Source organism: Acinetobacter lwoffii, from assembly GCF_022967985.1.
In the GTDB taxonomy this organism is placed as follows: domain Bacteria; phylum Pseudomonadota; class Gammaproteobacteria; order Pseudomonadales; family Moraxellaceae; genus Acinetobacter.
Genome location: NZ_JALJVC010000009.1, coordinates 80558 through 97857, shown reverse-complemented (window position 1 = coordinate 97857; position 17300 = coordinate 80558). Strand labels below are relative to the sequence as shown.

The window sequence follows — 17300 nt, the reverse complement described above, 5'->3', positions numbered from 1 at the left end:
CTAAAAACTATAGCTGAAGAATCGCCTTCTCATTACCATAGCGGATATAACGAATGACATAAAGATAACGAAGGACAATCCATGGCATTATTTGCAGTCATCGGGCTTGGCAGTTTCGGTGCGACCGTGGCCACACAGCTCATCAGCCTGAAGCATGAAGTGATCGGAATCGATCTGAATAAAAAATATGTCGAAAACATTTCTGATCAGCTGACCCATGCCGTGATTGCCGATGCAACCGATGAACATGTACTCGATGAGCTGAACATTCAGCGCTGTGATGCCGTTGTCGTTGCGATTGGAGAGGATATTGAGGCCAGTATTCTATGTGTATTGCACTTAAAAAATATGGGCGTAAAGAAAATCTGGGTGAAGGCCAAATCCAAATCCCACCACATGATTCTGACCCATCTCAATGTTGAAAAAATCATTCATCCTGAAGAAGATATGGGCGTTCGGGTGGCCCAGTCATTAAGCTATCCGATGGTCAGTCGTTATATGGCGCTTGAGGATGATCATTATATTGTCAAAATTGAAATTCATGCAGATCATCATGGTACGCCACTGAATCAGTTGATGAAGCATGCTCCTGAAATCACTACCTTATTACATAAACGCGGATCTACATTGCAATATCACGGAGATGCCAATCAGATTCTTCAGGAAGGCGATATTTTACTGGTTGAAGGATTGCTGGAACCTTTGCGCCGTCTTGCTAAATATTTTAAACATCTATGAAAAGTTCTGATTTAAAGCAACACAGGACGGTCAACCTCAGTCCTCCGAGCTTACTGGCTTTGGGTTTTCTTGGATTAATTCTGATCGGTTCGCTGCTGCTGATGCTGCCTATTGCCCATCATGGAGAAATCAGCTGGCTGGAAGCCATTTTTACAGCAACTTCTGCTGTGACCATTACCGGGCTATCGGTGGTGAATGTCGGTGAAGCCTATACCGTATTTGGTCAAATCGTGATTATGTTTTTGTTGCAATGCGGCGGCTTGGGTTTTATGACCTTTGCCATTCTGGCAGTGATGAGTCTGGCACCGCAACTGGGGCTAAAACAACAAGTCATGGCACAGGAGTCCATTGGACAAACTAGTCTGAAAAAAGTCAGTTTTACCATTAAAGCCGTGTTTTTATATTCTCTATTCTTTGAAGCAATCGGTACGCTGATTCTGACTTTGGCTTGGCTCAAAGAATATCAGTTTAGCGATGCACTATTTTATGCAGCTTTTTATAGCGTCTCCGCTTTTAATAATGGTGGATTTTCACTATTTCCAAATAGCTTGATGAGCTTTTCAGGACAGTATCTGATTACCTTTACCATCAGTATGCTGTATATCATTGGCGGTATCGGTTTTCTGGTGCTGATGGACGTCAAAGAACATAAGCGCTGGCGTAAGTTGAGTACCAACAGCAAGCTAATCCTCTCAACGATTCTGGGTCTGAACCTAAGTGCTTTTATCGTACTTTGGCTATTGGAGGCTTCCAATCCACAGACCTTAGGTCTCATGAGTTTGGGCGATCAGGCCGTGAATGCCTGGTTCCATGCCACCGTTCCCCGCTCTTCAGGTTTTCATAGCTTGCCAATGGAACAAATGAGTGATGCATCCACTCTAGTTACCATATTTCTAATGTTTATTGGTGGAGGTTCCTTAAGTACGGCAGGCGGCATTAAGGTCGGTACGTTTATTATTGTGGTCATCAGCGTAATCAGTTTTTTAAGACGCGAAGATGAGATCCGGCTGTTTAATCACTCTATTCCTGAAAAAACTACGTTTAAAGCATTGGCCGTCGTGTGTATTACTGCAGCGTTGATCATGATGGGTTTTATGAGCTTATTAATCCTGGAACCTGAGCAGGATTTTCTGGATCTGTTGTTTGAAGCCGTGTCTGCGGCCTGTACCGTCGGTTTGTCCCGAGGGGTAACTGAGGAGCTACAACCTGCCAGTTTGATCATTCTGATGCTGTTAATGTTCGCAGGGCGTCTAGGGCCACTGACGCTTGCTTATTTTATTGCGACTCCCAAAAAGAGTCGTCTCAAACATCCGCCTTCAGAAATCCAGATTGGTTAATCTACCTAGAAAAAACCATGCATCGGCATGGTTTTTTATTTTCATTATAAGGTCATGAAACTTGGAATCTTAGAACCAGTTCATCAATGAGACACCTAAACCGACATACGTGGCACGGTGATTATAATCAATCAGACTTTCTCCGTAGCCATCAAATAGCTGGAATTGGCCACGCAAACGCCCACTGATCGGGAATGACCAATCGAACTGTACGGCTCCACGATTTTCATCTCCACCTTTTAAGGTATGTCGCAGCATTAATGAAAAATCATGCTCCTTATAACGATAAAATGCGGTCATGTCTCCACGGCCGATATAGTTTTTGATTTCTGGATTGTTATCATCTTCTCGCTTCTCTTCAAAGCGATACCAAGGACGAACCATCAAGGCAAAATTGTCTTTTTCAAAACCGAGATTCAGCATCACCCGGTTCCAGCTACGTGATAACGGATCAGAACGGCCATTGGACTGATGATTAATGGTCAATCCCAACATACGCCAGTTAAGACCTAAAAGATCATAGTTGGTACGGAAGATTAAACTGGCTTCGGGTTCATAGTTGGTTTCACGAAACGGACGTGATTCTTCCGAGTTATACACCTGCCAACGTGAAGATTGGGTATAACCAAGCCAGAGATCGCCATTATCTCCCAAGATATTTTCAACCGCCTTGGTCTTTAAAGACAACTGAAACTTTGCTTCGGTTGAGGTAAGATTTTGGTCTTCCTTCACTGTGTTTTCTGGATTTTCACTTTGAGGGAATTCATTTTTCTTTGATGTCCAGAAACCTGGCATCAAATACACTGGCTGATAAGAACGAATGTTCCAGGTGCCTAATTTACTTTCTGGAGAGAGTTCCCAGCGGCTATCCAGCAAAGACAGATTCGGCGTCAGCTTTGATCCTTCAGAAGCATAAATATTGGAAACGGTTTGACCAATTTTCGCTTTTAAATTATCGGGTTCAGGCGCAATTTCTGCTGCTGCACGACGCTCAGAAACGATTGCAGGCTTATCAGTGACCGGAATTTTAAATAAAGTATCATAACAGGCCAGACGCTCTGCACTAATTTCCAGTGCAGCACAGGCTTCAGCCGTTGCCGGCGTGGGACTGTTGACTACTGTTTCTTCCGCATTCACTTGCGTCCCAACTGCACAGCCCAGCAACACGCTCAGCTGTAGAGTTGAGCGCTTAAACGAATTAAGCGCCATCCCTTATCCTCTTTTTTTTATTTATAGAACTTGTTGAATTACAAAACCAAGCTGCTCCAGCATTTCACGTTTTGCCACTGGTGCCACAACGGCTTTCGTCGCCTGCTGCTCGACCAGATAGGTCTGTGCAACACGCTGCAAATCATCCAGTGTGACATTCAATAAACGTTCACGTAATTTTTTACGGAACGCTGGTGTACGTTGATGCAAGTAAGAATAACATGCAGTAATGGCTTCGCCTGCCGGTGAACCCGGTTTATCCATGCTGGCAATCAGACCCAGAATGGCTTCTTCCAGTTGATGCGGCTGTTGTGGTGCATTGAGTAACCACTGGATACTCGCATCAAAATCCTGGAAAGTTTCTGCCAGACGTGGGTCACGATAGCTGTAGAAACGGAACGAACAGGCATTGCCGTCATAGCTCGCACCACCACCATAGGCACCGCCTTTTTCACGAATGGCGCTGTGCAGGAAGCCATTACGCAAATAACCCGCCAGTACCATCAATGCAGCAGCATCAGGATGTGAAACTTCAACTGCCGGATAAGCAGCCGCACAGAACTGGACATTGGCTTGAATCAACCAGGCTTCGTGCTGATCATGGGTCAGTTTTTCGACTTGAGTCAGTGCAACCGGTGCTGGATCAACCGCAAGTTTGTCCCAGACATTCTGGATTTCTTCGATCAGATGCTCAGATTGTGGTTCTTCACACACTAGCAGGAATTGCTTTGGTGCTTGCAACAAGACCCGATGAATCCGTTTTAATTCATCAATCAGCAGATCGTATTCAGCCGGATCTTTTTCGATCTTAGACACCAGTTCGATTAGCCAGTTCAATGCACCCAAACCGGTATTGTGATAATCACGCAAAGCCAATGCACTATGCTGACGTGAAGCCGTTTGCATTGCATAGCTATGTCCAGAACCAGAAATACGTGACTGCCAGCGCGTTTTACGCTGTTGTAACAGTTCAACAATACGGTCTTTCTCATCAAAACGAAGCTGTTCAAAACCAATCTTTAACAGACGGATCGCATCGAGATGATTCACCAAAGATTTGGTCGTTAGCGTCAACCAGGCAGTAATCTTGTTTTTGTCATCGACTTTAGAACGCAAAGATGCGCCCATGCCCAGACCGCCACTTACCGCTGTTTGCAGTTGCTGGAACTCAAGATAATCATATTCACCCGCACCCACCTCACCCATCAGGATTGAAAGCAGGTTAAAGTAAGGCGACTGCACCACTTCATCCGGAATATTAACCAGAACCTGTTGGTAATAAATACCATTAGTACCGGCATGATACAGGTTCAACGGCGTATCAACACGGTTACAGATAATCTCGCGTAACTGACCTTGCACAATCTGTAATTCCGCAGGAACATCTTCCAGACCGACTTTCGGCAATAAGTTCAAGTCATCCGGCGTGTCCTGACGAATATTCAATGCTTCAGTCTGGGCAATAATTTCCGCTTTCTGCTCTTCAGTCAGATTCTTGCCAATTTCAGCCAAACGCGCTTTTTCATCCGCTGCTTCTTTAGCAGATTTAGTCGCATCCGGAACCAGTGTCAATTGGACACGATGTGGATTATCCAGCAGATGCTCTTTGAGCAGATTGGATAACCACATCGGATCTTGCAGCTCTTCTTTGACTGCGGCAATCGCAGAGTCCACATCCCAAACTTCGACCGGATCACGATGATGAATCGCGCTACCCAGACCGCTCAGAATCAAGCTCAAACCATACGGCGTACCATCGCCATTGATTTCACGCTGATGCAATTCAATTTGATGCAGGATCGCATCGACCATGCTCTGATCAACTGGTTTAGAGGCAACATCTTCCAGAACCTTAAACACACCATTTTTAAATTCTTCTGCATGTTCAGGATTTGAACCCTGTACCGCGCAGTAGAAAGTCATTTCAAAATTAGAATCATCCACGCCCATGAATGGACCTGTTGCATCTGCATAACCACAAGTTTCCAGATAATGACGCAGTGGCGATGCTGAATCTTCTAATAAGATACCTTCAACTAAACGCATGCCCAAACGCAGTTTAATGTCACTGGCTTCCGGTAATAACCATGACAGCACATGATAGGTCTTGTCCTGTAGATCTTCGGCATCGACCGCATAGCTGTCTGTCACCGTCAATGGTGCAGTCAGGCGGGTTTCAGGTGTTGGATACAGCGTCTGACCTTTTTCAAATTTAGACAATGCCAGATGTTCAAACTGCTCTTGCAATTCGAATGCGGTCTTATTGCCAAAGGTCATGAAGACTGCATTACTTGGATGATAATGTGACTTATAGAAATCAACCAACTCTTGGTAAGTCAGGTCAGGAATATCTTTAGGATCACCACCCGAATTATAGTGATAGGTCGTATTTGGGAATAAATGATGTGCCAGCGTGTGATACAACTGATCTGAAGGCGAACTCATCGCACCTTTCATTTCATTAAAGACCACGCCTTTATAGACAGGCTCGCCATTTTCCAGCTCAATGCGAATGCCTTCCTGGGCAAAATCTAGTGGATTGAGGTTCGCAGCAAATGCTGCATCCATATACACTTCAAGCAGGTTCTGGAAATCCTTGCTGTTCTGCGTCGCAAATGGGTACGCAGTCCAGTCCGCCGCAGTAAAGGCATTCATGAAAGTATTCAGTGAACGGCGAATCATCAGGAAGAATGGATCACGCACCGGGAATTTTTCTGAACCACACAGCGCAGTATGTTCCAGAATATGTGCTTCGCCTTTAGAATCCATCGGCTGGGTACGAAACGCCACCAGAAAGACATTTTCGTCGTGATTGGTCGCCAGATGATAATGTGTGGCGCCAGTCACTTTATGTTTATATTCAGACACGAAAATGTCTAAAGCTTCAACATGTTGTTGACGTACCAACTGAAACGCAGGATGTACAGTTTGAGAAATGGTTTCAGTGACATCTACAGTCATGCGATCTCCTAATGCTTTAATTAAAATAACTAAGCGCATTATAGCTTTAGTTATCTGAATTATTCACGTTGAAAACCGAGGATTTTGATCGAATTAAGTAAACTTGATCATTTGAAAATTAAATCATCAAATTTACTTCCTGCATCTAGATGAGTATTTACAAGCTTAAGAAATCAGATATTTAAAATAGTTATAGCTTGGATTGTTTTCCACAAATACATAATTCTGCTTTTGATAAAAACTGGCGGCTAGTCGGGTATCTGTTTGCAGGCACAAAGCCGAATAATGCGGACGTGCCAATTGCTCTAGGTAAGCCAAAAGCTGTTTGCCTACGCCATGCTGACGATATTTCGGATGCACATAGAAACGACGTACCCGACCAATCCGCTCTTCAATGCCGTTATCTCCCCATTGCTGGTTTAAGCCGCCACAGGCAACCAATTTCTTGCCATCATGCGCCACCACCAGATATTCATTAGCGTGGCTAAAGCAGTTTTTCCCGGTGCGATATTCTTCTATTAACTTATCTACCAAATTATAGCCTTCTTTACGTGCCAGAGTTGCCAGTGTTTCGATCTGATCCGGGAGTTGTTCGGCTGTTACAATTTTAATATTCATATACGCACACTATTTGAAATTGTTGTGGAGAATGACAGTTGCCAAGCGACTTAAAGTATCATGCCAGGAGCGATATCTCTTTATAAATAAAATGTGATCCTTAAATCAATGCTGCAGCGCCCTAGTGCACAAAAATAAGTCAGTTTTTAGACCAAAGATAGCTGCTGAACAAAATACGGCATTTTTGAAAAGTATTTGAAAATGATTCAGCAAACTACAGCAATCCCAAGCAATCGTGTAAACTTAGGACTTTCATTTTTAATGTGATATTTGAACATGGCAACTGTTGATCTTTTTGCGATTGGTAATGCGCTGATTGACCAAGAATTTAAAGTTTCTGATGACTTTTTAACTGCACATCACTTGCAAAAAGGCACCATGCAACTTGCAGATGGTGAGACTCAGGCCACTCTTTATCAAAATCTTCAAGCGACTCAAGTGTATAAAGGTCAGGCTTCAGGCGGTTCAGCAGCCAACACTACTGTGGCATTCTCTGCGCTCGGTGGTTCTGCATTTTATGGCTGTCGTGTCGGCAATGACGAACTGGGACACATCTACCTGAAAGGTTTAAATGATGCCGGTATTAAAACCACCACCCAATCGATCAGTGAAGGCGTGACAGGGACATGTATGGTTCTGGTCAGCCCTGATTCTGAACGTACTATGCATACCTATCTGGGTATTACGGCCGAACTGACTGATCAACAAATTGATTTCAGCGCACTAAATAGCGCGAAATGGCTATATCTCGAAGGTTATTTATCAACTTCTGACACAGCACGTCATGCCGTACAACAAGCACGTGATATTGCCCGTGCCAATGGCGTTAAAATTGCCCTAACTTTATCTGATCCTGCCATGGTGCAATACGCGCGTGCCGGTTTGGATGAAATGATTGCAGATGGTGTAGACTTGCTGTTATGTAACCAGCAAGAAGCGCTGATGTATACAGAAACAGATAATCTTGAGGCAGCCCTGCTTAAATTAAAAACAATCAGTCAGCACGTTGTCATTACATTGTCAGCTGAAGGCGCACTGATTTCGGATTATCAAAATACATTTACTGTTCCTGGCCGTAAAGTGCCTGCAGTAGATGCCAACGGTGCCGGTGATGCTTTTGCCGGGGCTTTCCTGTACGGATTGAATGCTAATTTGGGTCTTCAAGCTGCGGCTGAACTGGCGATTCTCATTTCGAGCCAAGTGGTTTCACAATTTGGTCCGCGCCTGGCAGTTGAAGACTATGCGGCATTATTACAAGACTTTCAAAAGGAATGTGCTTAATGTTTAAAATCTGCATGACCGAAGACGTTCCAGAGCGCGAAGCACGCTCTTTTGAGCTTCCTGATGGAGACAATATCTTTATCACACAGCGTGACGGTGCCTTCTATGCCTATCAAAACCTGTGTCCGCATTTGCAGGTTGAACTGGAATTTCTGGAAAACCAGTTTTTGGATCGTGATCAGGAATTTATTGAATGCTCCACGCATGGCGCCTTGTTTCTGGTAGAAAGCGGTGAATGCATTTCTGGGCCTTGCCAAGGTCAAGCACTTGAAAAAGTAGAGATTACCGTGCATTCTGATGGTGGAATTTACCTCTCAGAATAAGACGAAAACGGACTTCACCATGCCTGCATTTTTTCTAGACTATAACCTGATGCCTTTTCATCTGAGTTTATTGGCGATTATTCTGTTTGGTGTGGTGAAAACCATTGGTTTCTATTTTGGACTCAGACCCAGCAAGTTTCTGCAAAAAATTTCACCTTATGACTTTCAGCAGATGGATCTACTAAACGTCAAATTCTCCAAAACTTTGATTGTGTTTTTCTTCCTGATGAATTTTAGCTTTGCCGGCTATGTTTTACAGTTCCTGATCTATTTTCAGGAATTTAAATTTCTGCCTGCCTATTATCTGATTATTCCAGCTTTGATCATTGCGACTTTTTTTACTATTTTTATGATTCACTGTCTGGATCAGGTCATTCCCCCTAAATATAAAAAGAACAATGTCAATCTACTTGGTCGTCTGGCAACGATTTCCAGTGGCAATGCCCGTCCCGGTTTTTCTGCTCAAGCACGGGTACGGGATGAGTATGGACAACTACATTATGTACAGGTAGAACCTGAGTTTGGTGAACTCGGGTTTCAGTCGCAGATTATCCTGATTCGCATGAGAAAATCTCATTATGTTGCCAAGAAAATTTGTAAATCTAATCAGCTGTTTAGCATGAATCTAGATTAAATTCTAAATCATTTAATAGTTATTAAAAAATCCCGACAGATATTGGGATTTTTTTAATGTTTAGATTTATTTTTTAAGAAGTCCTGAAACCATATTCAATACATTTTGAATATCATTATTGGCTTCTTGCTTACTGGTCTGCTCACCTTGTGGAGTAAGCGAATCAATAATCTGCGGCAAGACCTGTGAAATCGCACTATAAACATCCTGCTTCGGTGCATGCGTTTGCTGTGCTACTTCTTCAACTTCCTGATCATCAAACAGGTTTTGCATCTGCTGCGGATCAACATTGGCATTTTCACCGGGACCAGTCGATACCCAATCATCGACCTGGCTGTTGAGTCCCTGTCCTTTTAGCTTGTCCAACGCACCTTGCAAACCGCCTTGTTTTTGAATCCAGGCCAACACTAAAGGCAATACAGCAATCAATAGGGTTTTACCGGTAGAACCACCTAGTCCTGAACGAGACTGAGCAGTACTTTGAGTACTACCACCACCGAGCTGACTTAGTACTGAACCTAAAATTGCCCCCAGACCATTTTGTCGATTCTGCTGGCCGGTTTGATTTTGCTGGTTTTGAGTATTTTGATTTTGCTGAGGATTTGACTGGTTTAAATGCCCTAGCACAGACCCTAGGATATCTGCCAAGCCACCTTGTTGTGAGGATTTCTGCTGCGACTGCCCGCCACCCAATGCCTGCTTTGCTAATATTTCCACAATACTACTCAGGTTTGTCATATCCTATATCCTATGTGCATCTTAATTACAGAATACGGCCTGCCCTCATATTGTCTAGGCAAGATTGTGTTAATATTTGCAATCTTAGTTAAGCTAGTTTTTAGCTTACCAGCGAAATTTATCCCAGTTTTCCGGATTGGCCCAAAATTTGGAGTTAAACCAGTCTGGCACGTGCTTATAGGTTAAAATATTAAACTGCCACAGCGCAAAATCGGCCTCATGTATAGTTTTGTCAATCAGCTGGGTAAATCCTAAAGCTCTCAATAACTTTTCATTTTGCATCCGGCTGATCACCACTAGCCGTTTGGCAAACAAATCACGTAATTTCACCAGAATTTGACTCATGATCTGTTCAGACAAATGTTCTGTTTCTACAGTATCCAGCATCACCACAGCCAAGTCATAACGTTGCTGAAAAGGCAGATTTAAAAAGTCAGATACGCTAAAATAGGACCATTGAATAGCTGGCTGAAACTGGACTTGGCTCAAGTCCTGCCCAATACAAATAGCAGTATGAATTGGCTGTTCCTGTGCGAAATCGTCTAGCATCGAGGTAATGACATTCTGCTCAGCCATAACTGCATCCTTATGATTTAAGTGAGTAATTTTTATGGAACTTCAGGGCATTTGTCATAAAATGCACGTCGGCCTCAAGGACCTTAGTGTAACTGATCAACAGATACAGCGGGCAAATGTTGAATATAAATTAATTTTAGATCGTGCAGAAATTGATCTTCCGTTTAATTTAGGCCAGGAAATCGAGATTGAATGGACCGGTAATATTTACTGCGTGTCCTGTGGCAACAAAACTTCCAAATCATTTTCGCAAGGTCACTGTTTTAAATGTTTTAAAACCAATGCTTCATGTGATATGTGCATCATGAAGCCAGAGACGTGCCATTATCATTTGGGCACTTGCCGCGAAGATGAATTTGCACAGAATGTCTGCTTCCAACCACATATTGTCTATCTGGCCAATTCCAGTGCATTAAAGGTCGGCATTACCCGTACCAGCCAAATGCCGACTCGCTGGCTTGATCAGGGTGCCACCCAGGCCCTGCCGATTATGAAAGTGGGCTCACGTCGTCTTTCCGGAAAGCTTGAGGTCATGTTTGGTACGCAGGTTGCTGATAAAACTGACTGGCGCAAGCTACTGAAAGGTGAAGCAGAACCATTGAACCTGATTGAAGTGCGTGAACAACTGCTGGAAGAATTTGCGCCTAAAATTCAAAGCATTCGCGAAGAATTTAATCAGAATCTAGAATTTAATGAAAATATTGAAGTATTGGAAGATGAATTCGCACGAGAATTTATTTATCCGGTAGAACAATATCCAGAAAAGATTAAATCGCATAATCTGGATAAAACTCCTGTCATTCGTGGCAAATTACAAGGCATCAAGGGTCAGTATTTAATTCTGGATACTGGCGTAATTAATATGCGCAAATATACCGGTTATGAACTGATTATTCGTGCTGAATAATTAAAAAAGGGAGCAAATGCTCCCTTTTTTATCCAATAATATTAATCTGATCAAATAGCTGCTGTTGTATAAGCTGTGAATTAATATTTTGGTCGGCAAAATAAGGGACTTCGAAGCTTTCTTCTCGTGCTTCCACCACAATCGGCTCAATGAGTGAAACTGATGTAGTCGGCCTTTCTATATCTTGTAGGAGCAATGTTAAATCAACCTGAATATCTTGATGATCATTTTCTAAACTTGCAGATTCTTCATCTTGCTCAATCGCTGTAGTAAGAATATCCTCAATAGAAGCATGTTGCTCCACGTTTAATGGAAAATTAATTTTTGCTAATGAAATAGTTTCACTACGCTGGCCTGCTGCATTCTCCGAATATAAAGTCAAGAAGCCACCTTGTGCAATTGGATTTTCTATACTCCACTCACCCTTTGCATTTGCATAAGTCACATATTCCTGACTATCAGCAAGAATCACAATTTTACCGTAAGGCATTGCCTCGCCAGTAAGCTGTTCGCCATTTTCCAAAATAGTAGGGACAACTGGCTCAAACAAGATGTAACTTGGCTGTTCTGGCTCTATAACAGGTAATTCCGGCTCAGGAAATACCACAGGAATCGCCAATGCAATGATGTTAGATCGAATACCTAAATCATTTACCGCATAAATCTCTAAAGTTCCTCCTTGTGCAATTGGGTTGAGTAACGACCAATTCCCCTGACCATCAACACTGGTTGAATATTCATAATCATTTGCCATCACAATAATCTGCGTATGAGGGGTTGTTTTACCTGATAGATATTCACCCTGCTCTAAAATCACTGGGGTAATAGGTGCCCAATCTGGAAATACCGGAATTTCAGGAAGTGGTGCCATACCAGAAATAATAGGTGGAGACTCTTCTCCAAGTTCATTACGAGCAAATACTTCTATAAAAGTACCCGGCACAATCGGATTTAGAAGTATCCATTGCCCATTTGCATCAGCTTCGGTGTTATATTCAACACCATTATGCCTAACCACCACCGTCACATGTGGATCAGCCGTACCGACTAAATAATCACCCTCTTGAGAAAACACAGGTATACTCGGAGGTAGTGGTGCTATTTGCGCTAATCCAATTTCTAAGGAAACAATTCCTTTTGCATTTACAGCAACAATCGTCACTGAGCCAGTGCCTGAGATAGGATTATTCAGTGACCAACTTCCCTGCGCATCAGCAGTAGTTTGATATTGCTGACCATTATAAGTTGCAATAATAGTAACAAACGGATCGGCTATACCAACAATTTGGCTACCAAACTCCGTTACCTCAGGCGTAGAAGGTTTGAGAATAATTGCAGTTTCATCGCGAACATAACCTTTCCCCGGTTTATTTGGTTCATGACCTTTTCCAGGTTTATTTGGTTGTGGGTGATAGTGAGGTGATTTAACGACCTGCGCATGCTGCGGAACAGGATTAAAATACGATATTTTTTTCATTATATGCCTTATCATTTTTTATTTATGCTGAATGGATATAGACTGGATTACAGCCTAAAATAATTATATATCAGATATTTAATATTATTACCTATAAAACTATAAGTTTTAGAAAATAAAAAACCAGCCCGCAGGCTGGTTTTCTATACAACAATTTTATTTGATTTTTGCCTGAGATTTCAAGTAACGCGTATAGTCATCAAATTCTTGCTGACCACGAAGTTGTTGATATAACTTCATCAACTCACTGCGTTGTTCTACACTCAATACATCCACCGGATTTTTCTTTACTTCTGATACCGCAACCACAACCAGCTCATTTGGCATTTTCGCTGTCGTCACTGACCAATGGCCTGCTTTTGGTGTCGGAAGACTAAAAGCCGCACGCTGTACATCACGTTTTAGTAAACCTTCAGCACGTGTGTAAACACCAGCATCTTCAAAGATCAAATCACCTTTCGCCACTGCTGCAACCGGTTTGGTTTTGAACTCATCCAAAGCTTTCTGAATTTTTGCTTTTGCCAAAGCAGCTGCTTTGTCTTCAATCAGCTGAGCCTTAACACGCGGTTTTGCTTCTGCCAGTGTTTGTTCGCCGGCTGCATGATAATTACGCACCTTTATCCAGGCTACATCACCATTGGCTAACTGAATGCTTGATGAAGCATTACGATCACCATTTTTAACATCGTCATTAAACAATTTGACTTTGAGGTTAGCATCGCTCAGCACAGGATCACGGGTCGAAAGTGTTACACCTTGGGCTTTCTGGACTTGTACACCTTTAACTTCCTGTGTAACGACATCCAGAGAATCACTTCCTACCACCATATCATTTAGCGTATTGACCGTATCAGAGAATGCATTGGATTTTTTAGCAGCCAAGGCTTCTTCAGACAAACGTGCTTTTTGTGATTCAAAAGAAGGAACTGCAACATCTGGCGTTTGCACAGAAATGATGTGGTAACCATAATCTGTTTTCACTGGTGCAGACACCTGACCCGATTTTAAAGAACTAACCGTCTGATCAAATGCAGTACCAAATACACCTTCTTCATAAACGGCAAGCGCGCCACCTTTAGACTTAGATTCAGGGTCTTCAGAATATTGTGCTGCTGCCTGAGCAAAAGTAGTACCGGCTTTAATTTTGGCTGCAATATCGGTCGCCAGTTTTTTTGCTTCAGCATCACTACGACTGTCCGCCGTAATTAAAATATGCTTCACATCTGGTTTAACTGCCTGTTTTTGTGTCGCGACAAAAGCCGTGTACGCTTCTTGAAGTTCAGCATCGGTAACCGCCAAACTCTGCACCTGAATATCGCTTGGCTTTAACACCACATAGTCGACATCTACGCTGGTCGGCTGTTTGAATAGCGTTTTGTGTTTTTCATAATAGGCAGCAATATCTGCATCCGTCACTTTGACATCTTTTTTATAGCTGTCCAGATTAATGCTGGAAATATGAATATGACGTTGTTCAGTTTGTAAATCAGCAATCTGCTGCATTTCGACTGGGCTTACCAATGGATAATCCAGGAAAGTCGATGACAGCATCTTCAGCGCATGATCTTTACGTAAACTTTCAATCAAAGCACGATTAGTCATGCCAATTGATTTTAGATAATTTTCATATAAAGCATTCGAGAACTTTCCATCTTGCTGGAAAGTAGGCTGCTGAGCAATCATCTGTTCAATTTGCTGGTCACTCAGACTGATCCCTAATTCTTCAGCCTGTTGCAGCAATAAAGTACGTGCAACCAGAGTATCCATGGCTTTTTGGTCAATGAAGCTTTGATTCAGTAAAGTTTCATCCCCATTGGCATAACTGAGATATTGTTCTTTAAATGATTTGGTCAGTGACTCTAATTCTTTTTGAGATATTTCAGTCCCGTTCACTGATTTTGCCGCATCAGAGTTTCCGCTGCTAAAATATCCTTCAATACCTACAAGTGCTAACGGGGTCAAAAACAGAACGAGCAAGACTTTGCCCAACCAACCCTTAATAACTTTACGAAAAGCTTCCATAAGTATTCCAATATTTTATTTGCAAAGGATTTTAACCGAAAATACCCATTGAATGAATGTGTTAATCATCACAATTAAATTTATCAATAAAAAACGCGCCAAAGAAGGCGCGTTTCGTCGCTGGGTAAGCTTAAGCTACAGCGTCTTTTAAGCCTTTACCTGCTTTGAAGCTAGGTACTTTGCTTGCTTTGATCTCAAGAGTAGCACCAGTTTGTGGGTTACGGCCAGTACGTGCAGCGCGTTCTTTCACACCGAAAGTACCAAAACCCACTAAAGTTACTGTATCACCCGATTTTAAAGCTTCAGTAACAGAAGCAATTGTAGCATCTAAAGCTTTACCTGCGTCAGCCTTAGATAATCCCCCTTTTTCTGCAATTGCATCAATTAATTCTGATTTATTCATGAAGATTACGTCCTCTTAATATCGTTTATTTAAGGTTCAAGAATTGGTTTAACATGCCATAACGCCTTTATAGCAATGCTTTAGGTATAAACGCAATACTTAAGAACCTCTTTTTTTTCAAAAAATATGCGAAAAAAACATTGAATAATAAATAAAGTCATTTTATTTAAGTTTTTTCGGCAATTCTTCTTTCATTTTTTCTTGTTCCGCAGTCAACTGATCAACCTTGGCATGCAACTGGAGAATTAAACGTTCCAAATACTGTACATCCTTCAGTGTGACTAATCCTATACGATTCAATGAGTGATGAATAGAGTTGTCGATTAATTTTTCCACTTTGTCTTTGGTGTCTGTGACCGACTCTTTGGCTTTTTCTGAAACCTTCTCTACAGTTTGATCGGCAATATCTGCAGTTTTAGATTCAAGTTCTTCCCCGACCTTGACCAGCGAGTCAAACAGTTTATTGCCTTCTTCTTCTGCACGTGAAAATGCCCCGAGTCCAGCCAACCAGATCTGTTTGGTGTATTTACGAAAATCAAGAACCGATTTGCGCTCCGAGGCAGATTTAGACTTGGGTTTCAGCATTTTCTCATTCGAAGCTTCAGCTGAGTCTTGTGCTGTTTTTGACTTGTCCATGTGCACGGCTCCTGTTTGTTTTCTGCGCAATTATTATAAATTATTCTACAAAACCACTGCATAATAGCAAATTTAGTACTTGATAGATTTGATAAACTGTTCTACAAAGCAATTTATTTCAAGTCTAATTTGATTTAACCCTGAAATCTCTTCACAAGCAGGAAGCTTTTACACTTTATATTTCAGGTAAGGATTGGTTGTATATGAGCGAATCGCAACAAAGTCAAAATCAACCGCATTTGTTGCTTACGATGACGTTAATTGTTTTAGAGACAATATTTACTTTCATTCTCAAGCATGATCGTGTCGTTGCATTACAGGCCAAAAAGTTTGTAGATGAAAACATTTCGATTAAAATCAATAGCTATATTCCGTATTTCGACTTTTATGTGCAATTCACCCCCAATGGACTATTATTTGACCATAAAGCACCGGGCCGCATTGTCGACCTGGATGTACGCACCACATTGCCCGACCTGATTAAAATTTTCATTTTTGGTAATCATCGTAGCATTCGTAGCATGCGTATTGATGGTCATCAGGTTTTAAAAGATGAGTTTCGTGATCTGTTAACCGTATTCAGTTTGCCTAAAGTATTAGCCGACTGGAAACACTGGCTGTCTGATGCGCCGACGGATGAAGCGGAAATTATTGCCTCTAAAAAGCGTATTGCGCCGCTTCTAAAGAAAATTGAAGAGCAGCGTTCCAAGATCAATACCCTGCAAGTGGAAGTCAAACAGTATAAAAACCGCCTGAAACGGGTTGAACGCCGTCAAAAGCGCATTAACATCATTTTTGGCTTAAGCAGCGTACTTTTGATTACGTTATTAGTGTATAATTGGCTGAGCATGTAAATCTTTCATTCTCCAAAAATTAAATCCCACTAAGGTCTACTAAAAATAACTTGACTAATTTAGTCGGGATTCATAAAATCTACACATCTAGTCTAACCATGTGTATCGAATCATGCGCCTAACCACTCGCGGTCGCTACGCTGTGACTGCTCTACTTGATCTAGCTTTGCAGCCTTCTGAAAAAACGATAACGCTCGCTGAAATTGCAGCACGTCAAACTATTTCTGTTGCTTATCTTGAGCAGTTATTTGCGAAGCTCAAGCGTCATGGTTTAGTTTCTAGTGTTCGTGGCGCAAATGGTGGTTACCATTTAGCACGTAATGCAGATGAAATTACTGTGTTAGCAATTATTGAAGCTGTAAACGAAACAGTTGATGCGACTCGCTGTGACCATAAAGGCAACTGCCAGAATGGTGCGATGTGCTTGACTCATGATTTATGGCAGGAACTCTCCCATCACATCGCCGATTATTTAGAAAAAATCTCGCTTGCTGATCTGGTTGCACGTGACAACGTCCAGACTGTGTCATTACGCCAAAAATCAGCACCTTTAGATTCAGCCCTTTTATCGGTTACAGGTATTTGA

The 17300-nt window shown here is 42.1% G+C and carries 17 protein-coding genes; 8 read left to right on the top strand and 9 right to left on the bottom strand.

What is annotated here, in order from left to right; translation table 11 throughout:
• Nucleotides 1–81 precede the first annotated feature (81 nt).
• Together MWG72_RS07405 and MWG72_RS07400 are read left to right on the top strand one after the other, a co-directional pair.
• The gene (locus MWG72_RS07405; protein WP_247143585.1) at nt 82–738 is read left to right on the top strand and encodes a potassium channel family protein; all 657 of its coding nucleotides are present in this window, start codon (nt 82–84) and stop codon (nt 736–738) included.
• A complete protein-coding gene (locus tag MWG72_RS07400; protein ID WP_243474668.1) occupies nt 735–2075 on the top strand; it encodes a TrkH family potassium uptake protein in 1341 nt (446 codons plus the stop codon). Before MWG72_RS07405 ends, MWG72_RS07400 begins: the two co-directional genes overlap by 4 nt.
• A gap of 69 nt (nt 2076–2144) precedes the next feature.
• Here MWG72_RS07400 and MWG72_RS07395 read toward each other — a convergent pair whose 3' ends face one another.
• From MWG72_RS07395 to MWG72_RS07385, 3 genes are all read right to left on the bottom strand, one after another.
• Nucleotides 2145–3284, bottom strand: a complete 1140-nt coding sequence (locus MWG72_RS07395; RefSeq protein ID WP_247143583.1) for a phospholipase A — start codon at nt 3282–3284, stop codon at nt 2145–2147.
• 21 nt (nt 3285–3305) lie between these two features.
• Nucleotides 3306–6245: an insulinase family protein gene (locus MWG72_RS07390; protein WP_247143582.1), complete on the bottom strand. Its 2940-nt coding sequence runs from the start codon at nt 6243–6245 to the stop codon at nt 3306–3308.
• A 165-nt stretch (nt 6246–6410) separates the two neighbouring features.
• On the bottom strand, nt 6411–6863 hold the full coding sequence (locus MWG72_RS07385) for a GNAT family N-acetyltransferase (protein ID WP_005246552.1): 453 nt from the start codon (nt 6861–6863) through the stop codon (nt 6411–6413).
• A 276-nt stretch (nt 6864–7139) separates the two neighbouring features.
• Between MWG72_RS07385 and MWG72_RS07380 the strand changes: the two genes are divergently transcribed.
• The 3 genes from MWG72_RS07380 to MWG72_RS07370 are packed head-to-tail and all read left to right on the top strand — an operon-like array spanning nt 7140 to nt 9101.
• Nucleotides 7140–8144, top strand: coding sequence for an adenosine kinase (locus MWG72_RS07380; protein ID WP_004646774.1), 1005 nt, complete (start codon nt 7140–7142; stop codon nt 8142–8144).
• 14 nt (nt 8145–8158) lie between these two features.
• Nucleotides 8159–8467, top strand: a complete 309-nt coding sequence (locus MWG72_RS07375; RefSeq protein ID WP_004279797.1) for a Rieske (2Fe-2S) protein — start codon at nt 8159–8161, stop codon at nt 8465–8467.
• 19 nt (nt 8468–8486) lie between these two features.
• Nucleotides 8487–9101: an OB-fold-containig protein gene (locus tag MWG72_RS07370; protein ID WP_184413209.1), complete on the top strand. Its 615-nt coding sequence runs from the start codon at nt 8487–8489 to the stop codon at nt 9099–9101.
• 66 nt (nt 9102–9167) lie between these two features.
• Here MWG72_RS07370 and MWG72_RS07365 read toward each other — a convergent pair whose 3' ends face one another.
• Together MWG72_RS07365 and MWG72_RS07360 are read right to left on the bottom strand one after the other, a co-directional pair.
• Nucleotides 9168–9839: a YidB family protein gene (locus MWG72_RS07365; RefSeq protein WP_184413211.1), complete on the bottom strand. Its 672-nt coding sequence runs from the start codon at nt 9837–9839 to the stop codon at nt 9168–9170.
• Nucleotides 9840–9944: 105 nt separating this feature from the next.
• Nucleotides 9945–10415 (bottom strand): DUF6231 family protein, encoded by a 471-nt coding sequence (locus MWG72_RS07360; protein ID WP_213687208.1) that lies wholly within the window; start codon nt 10413–10415, stop codon nt 9945–9947.
• Between the two features lie 34 nt (nt 10416–10449).
• Between MWG72_RS07360 and MWG72_RS07355 the strand changes: the two genes are divergently transcribed.
• Nucleotides 10450–11322, top strand: a complete 873-nt coding sequence (locus MWG72_RS07355) for a DUF2797 domain-containing protein (protein WP_005246559.1) — start codon at nt 10450–10452, stop codon at nt 11320–11322.
• Between the two features lie 28 nt (nt 11323–11350).
• Here MWG72_RS07355 and MWG72_RS07350 read toward each other — a convergent pair whose 3' ends face one another.
• The 4 genes from MWG72_RS07350 to MWG72_RS07335 all read right to left on the bottom strand — a co-directional run bounded on the left by MWG72_RS07350 (nt 11351) and on the right by MWG72_RS07335 (nt 15860).
• Nucleotides 11351–12799, bottom strand: a complete 1449-nt coding sequence (locus tag MWG72_RS07350) for an Ig-like domain-containing protein (RefSeq protein WP_247143580.1) — start codon at nt 12797–12799, stop codon at nt 11351–11353.
• A 156-nt stretch (nt 12800–12955) separates the two neighbouring features.
• A complete protein-coding gene (locus MWG72_RS07345; protein ID WP_247143579.1) occupies nt 12956–14821 on the bottom strand; it encodes a SurA N-terminal domain-containing protein in 1866 nt (621 codons plus the stop codon).
• Nucleotides 14822–14951: 130 nt separating this feature from the next.
• On the bottom strand, nt 14952–15224 hold the full coding sequence (locus tag MWG72_RS07340; RefSeq protein WP_004279807.1) for an HU family DNA-binding protein: 273 nt from the start codon (nt 15222–15224) through the stop codon (nt 14952–14954).
• Nucleotides 15225–15386: 162 nt separating this feature from the next.
• Complete coding sequence (locus MWG72_RS07335; protein WP_184413218.1) at nt 15387–15860, bottom strand: phasin family protein; 474 nt, start codon at nt 15858–15860, stop codon at nt 15387–15389.
• Nucleotides 15861–16063: 203 nt separating this feature from the next.
• Here MWG72_RS07335 and MWG72_RS07330 point away from each other — a divergent pair, with 203 nt between their 5' ends.
• Both MWG72_RS07330 and MWG72_RS07325 read left to right on the top strand, forming a co-directional pair.
• Nucleotides 16064–16714, top strand: coding sequence for a hypothetical protein (locus MWG72_RS07330; RefSeq protein ID WP_247143578.1), 651 nt, complete (start codon nt 16064–16066; stop codon nt 16712–16714).
• 112 nt (nt 16715–16826) lie between these two features.
• Nucleotides 16827–17300, top strand: coding sequence for an Rrf2 family transcriptional regulator (locus tag MWG72_RS07325; protein WP_004279811.1), 474 nt, complete (start codon nt 16827–16829; stop codon nt 17298–17300).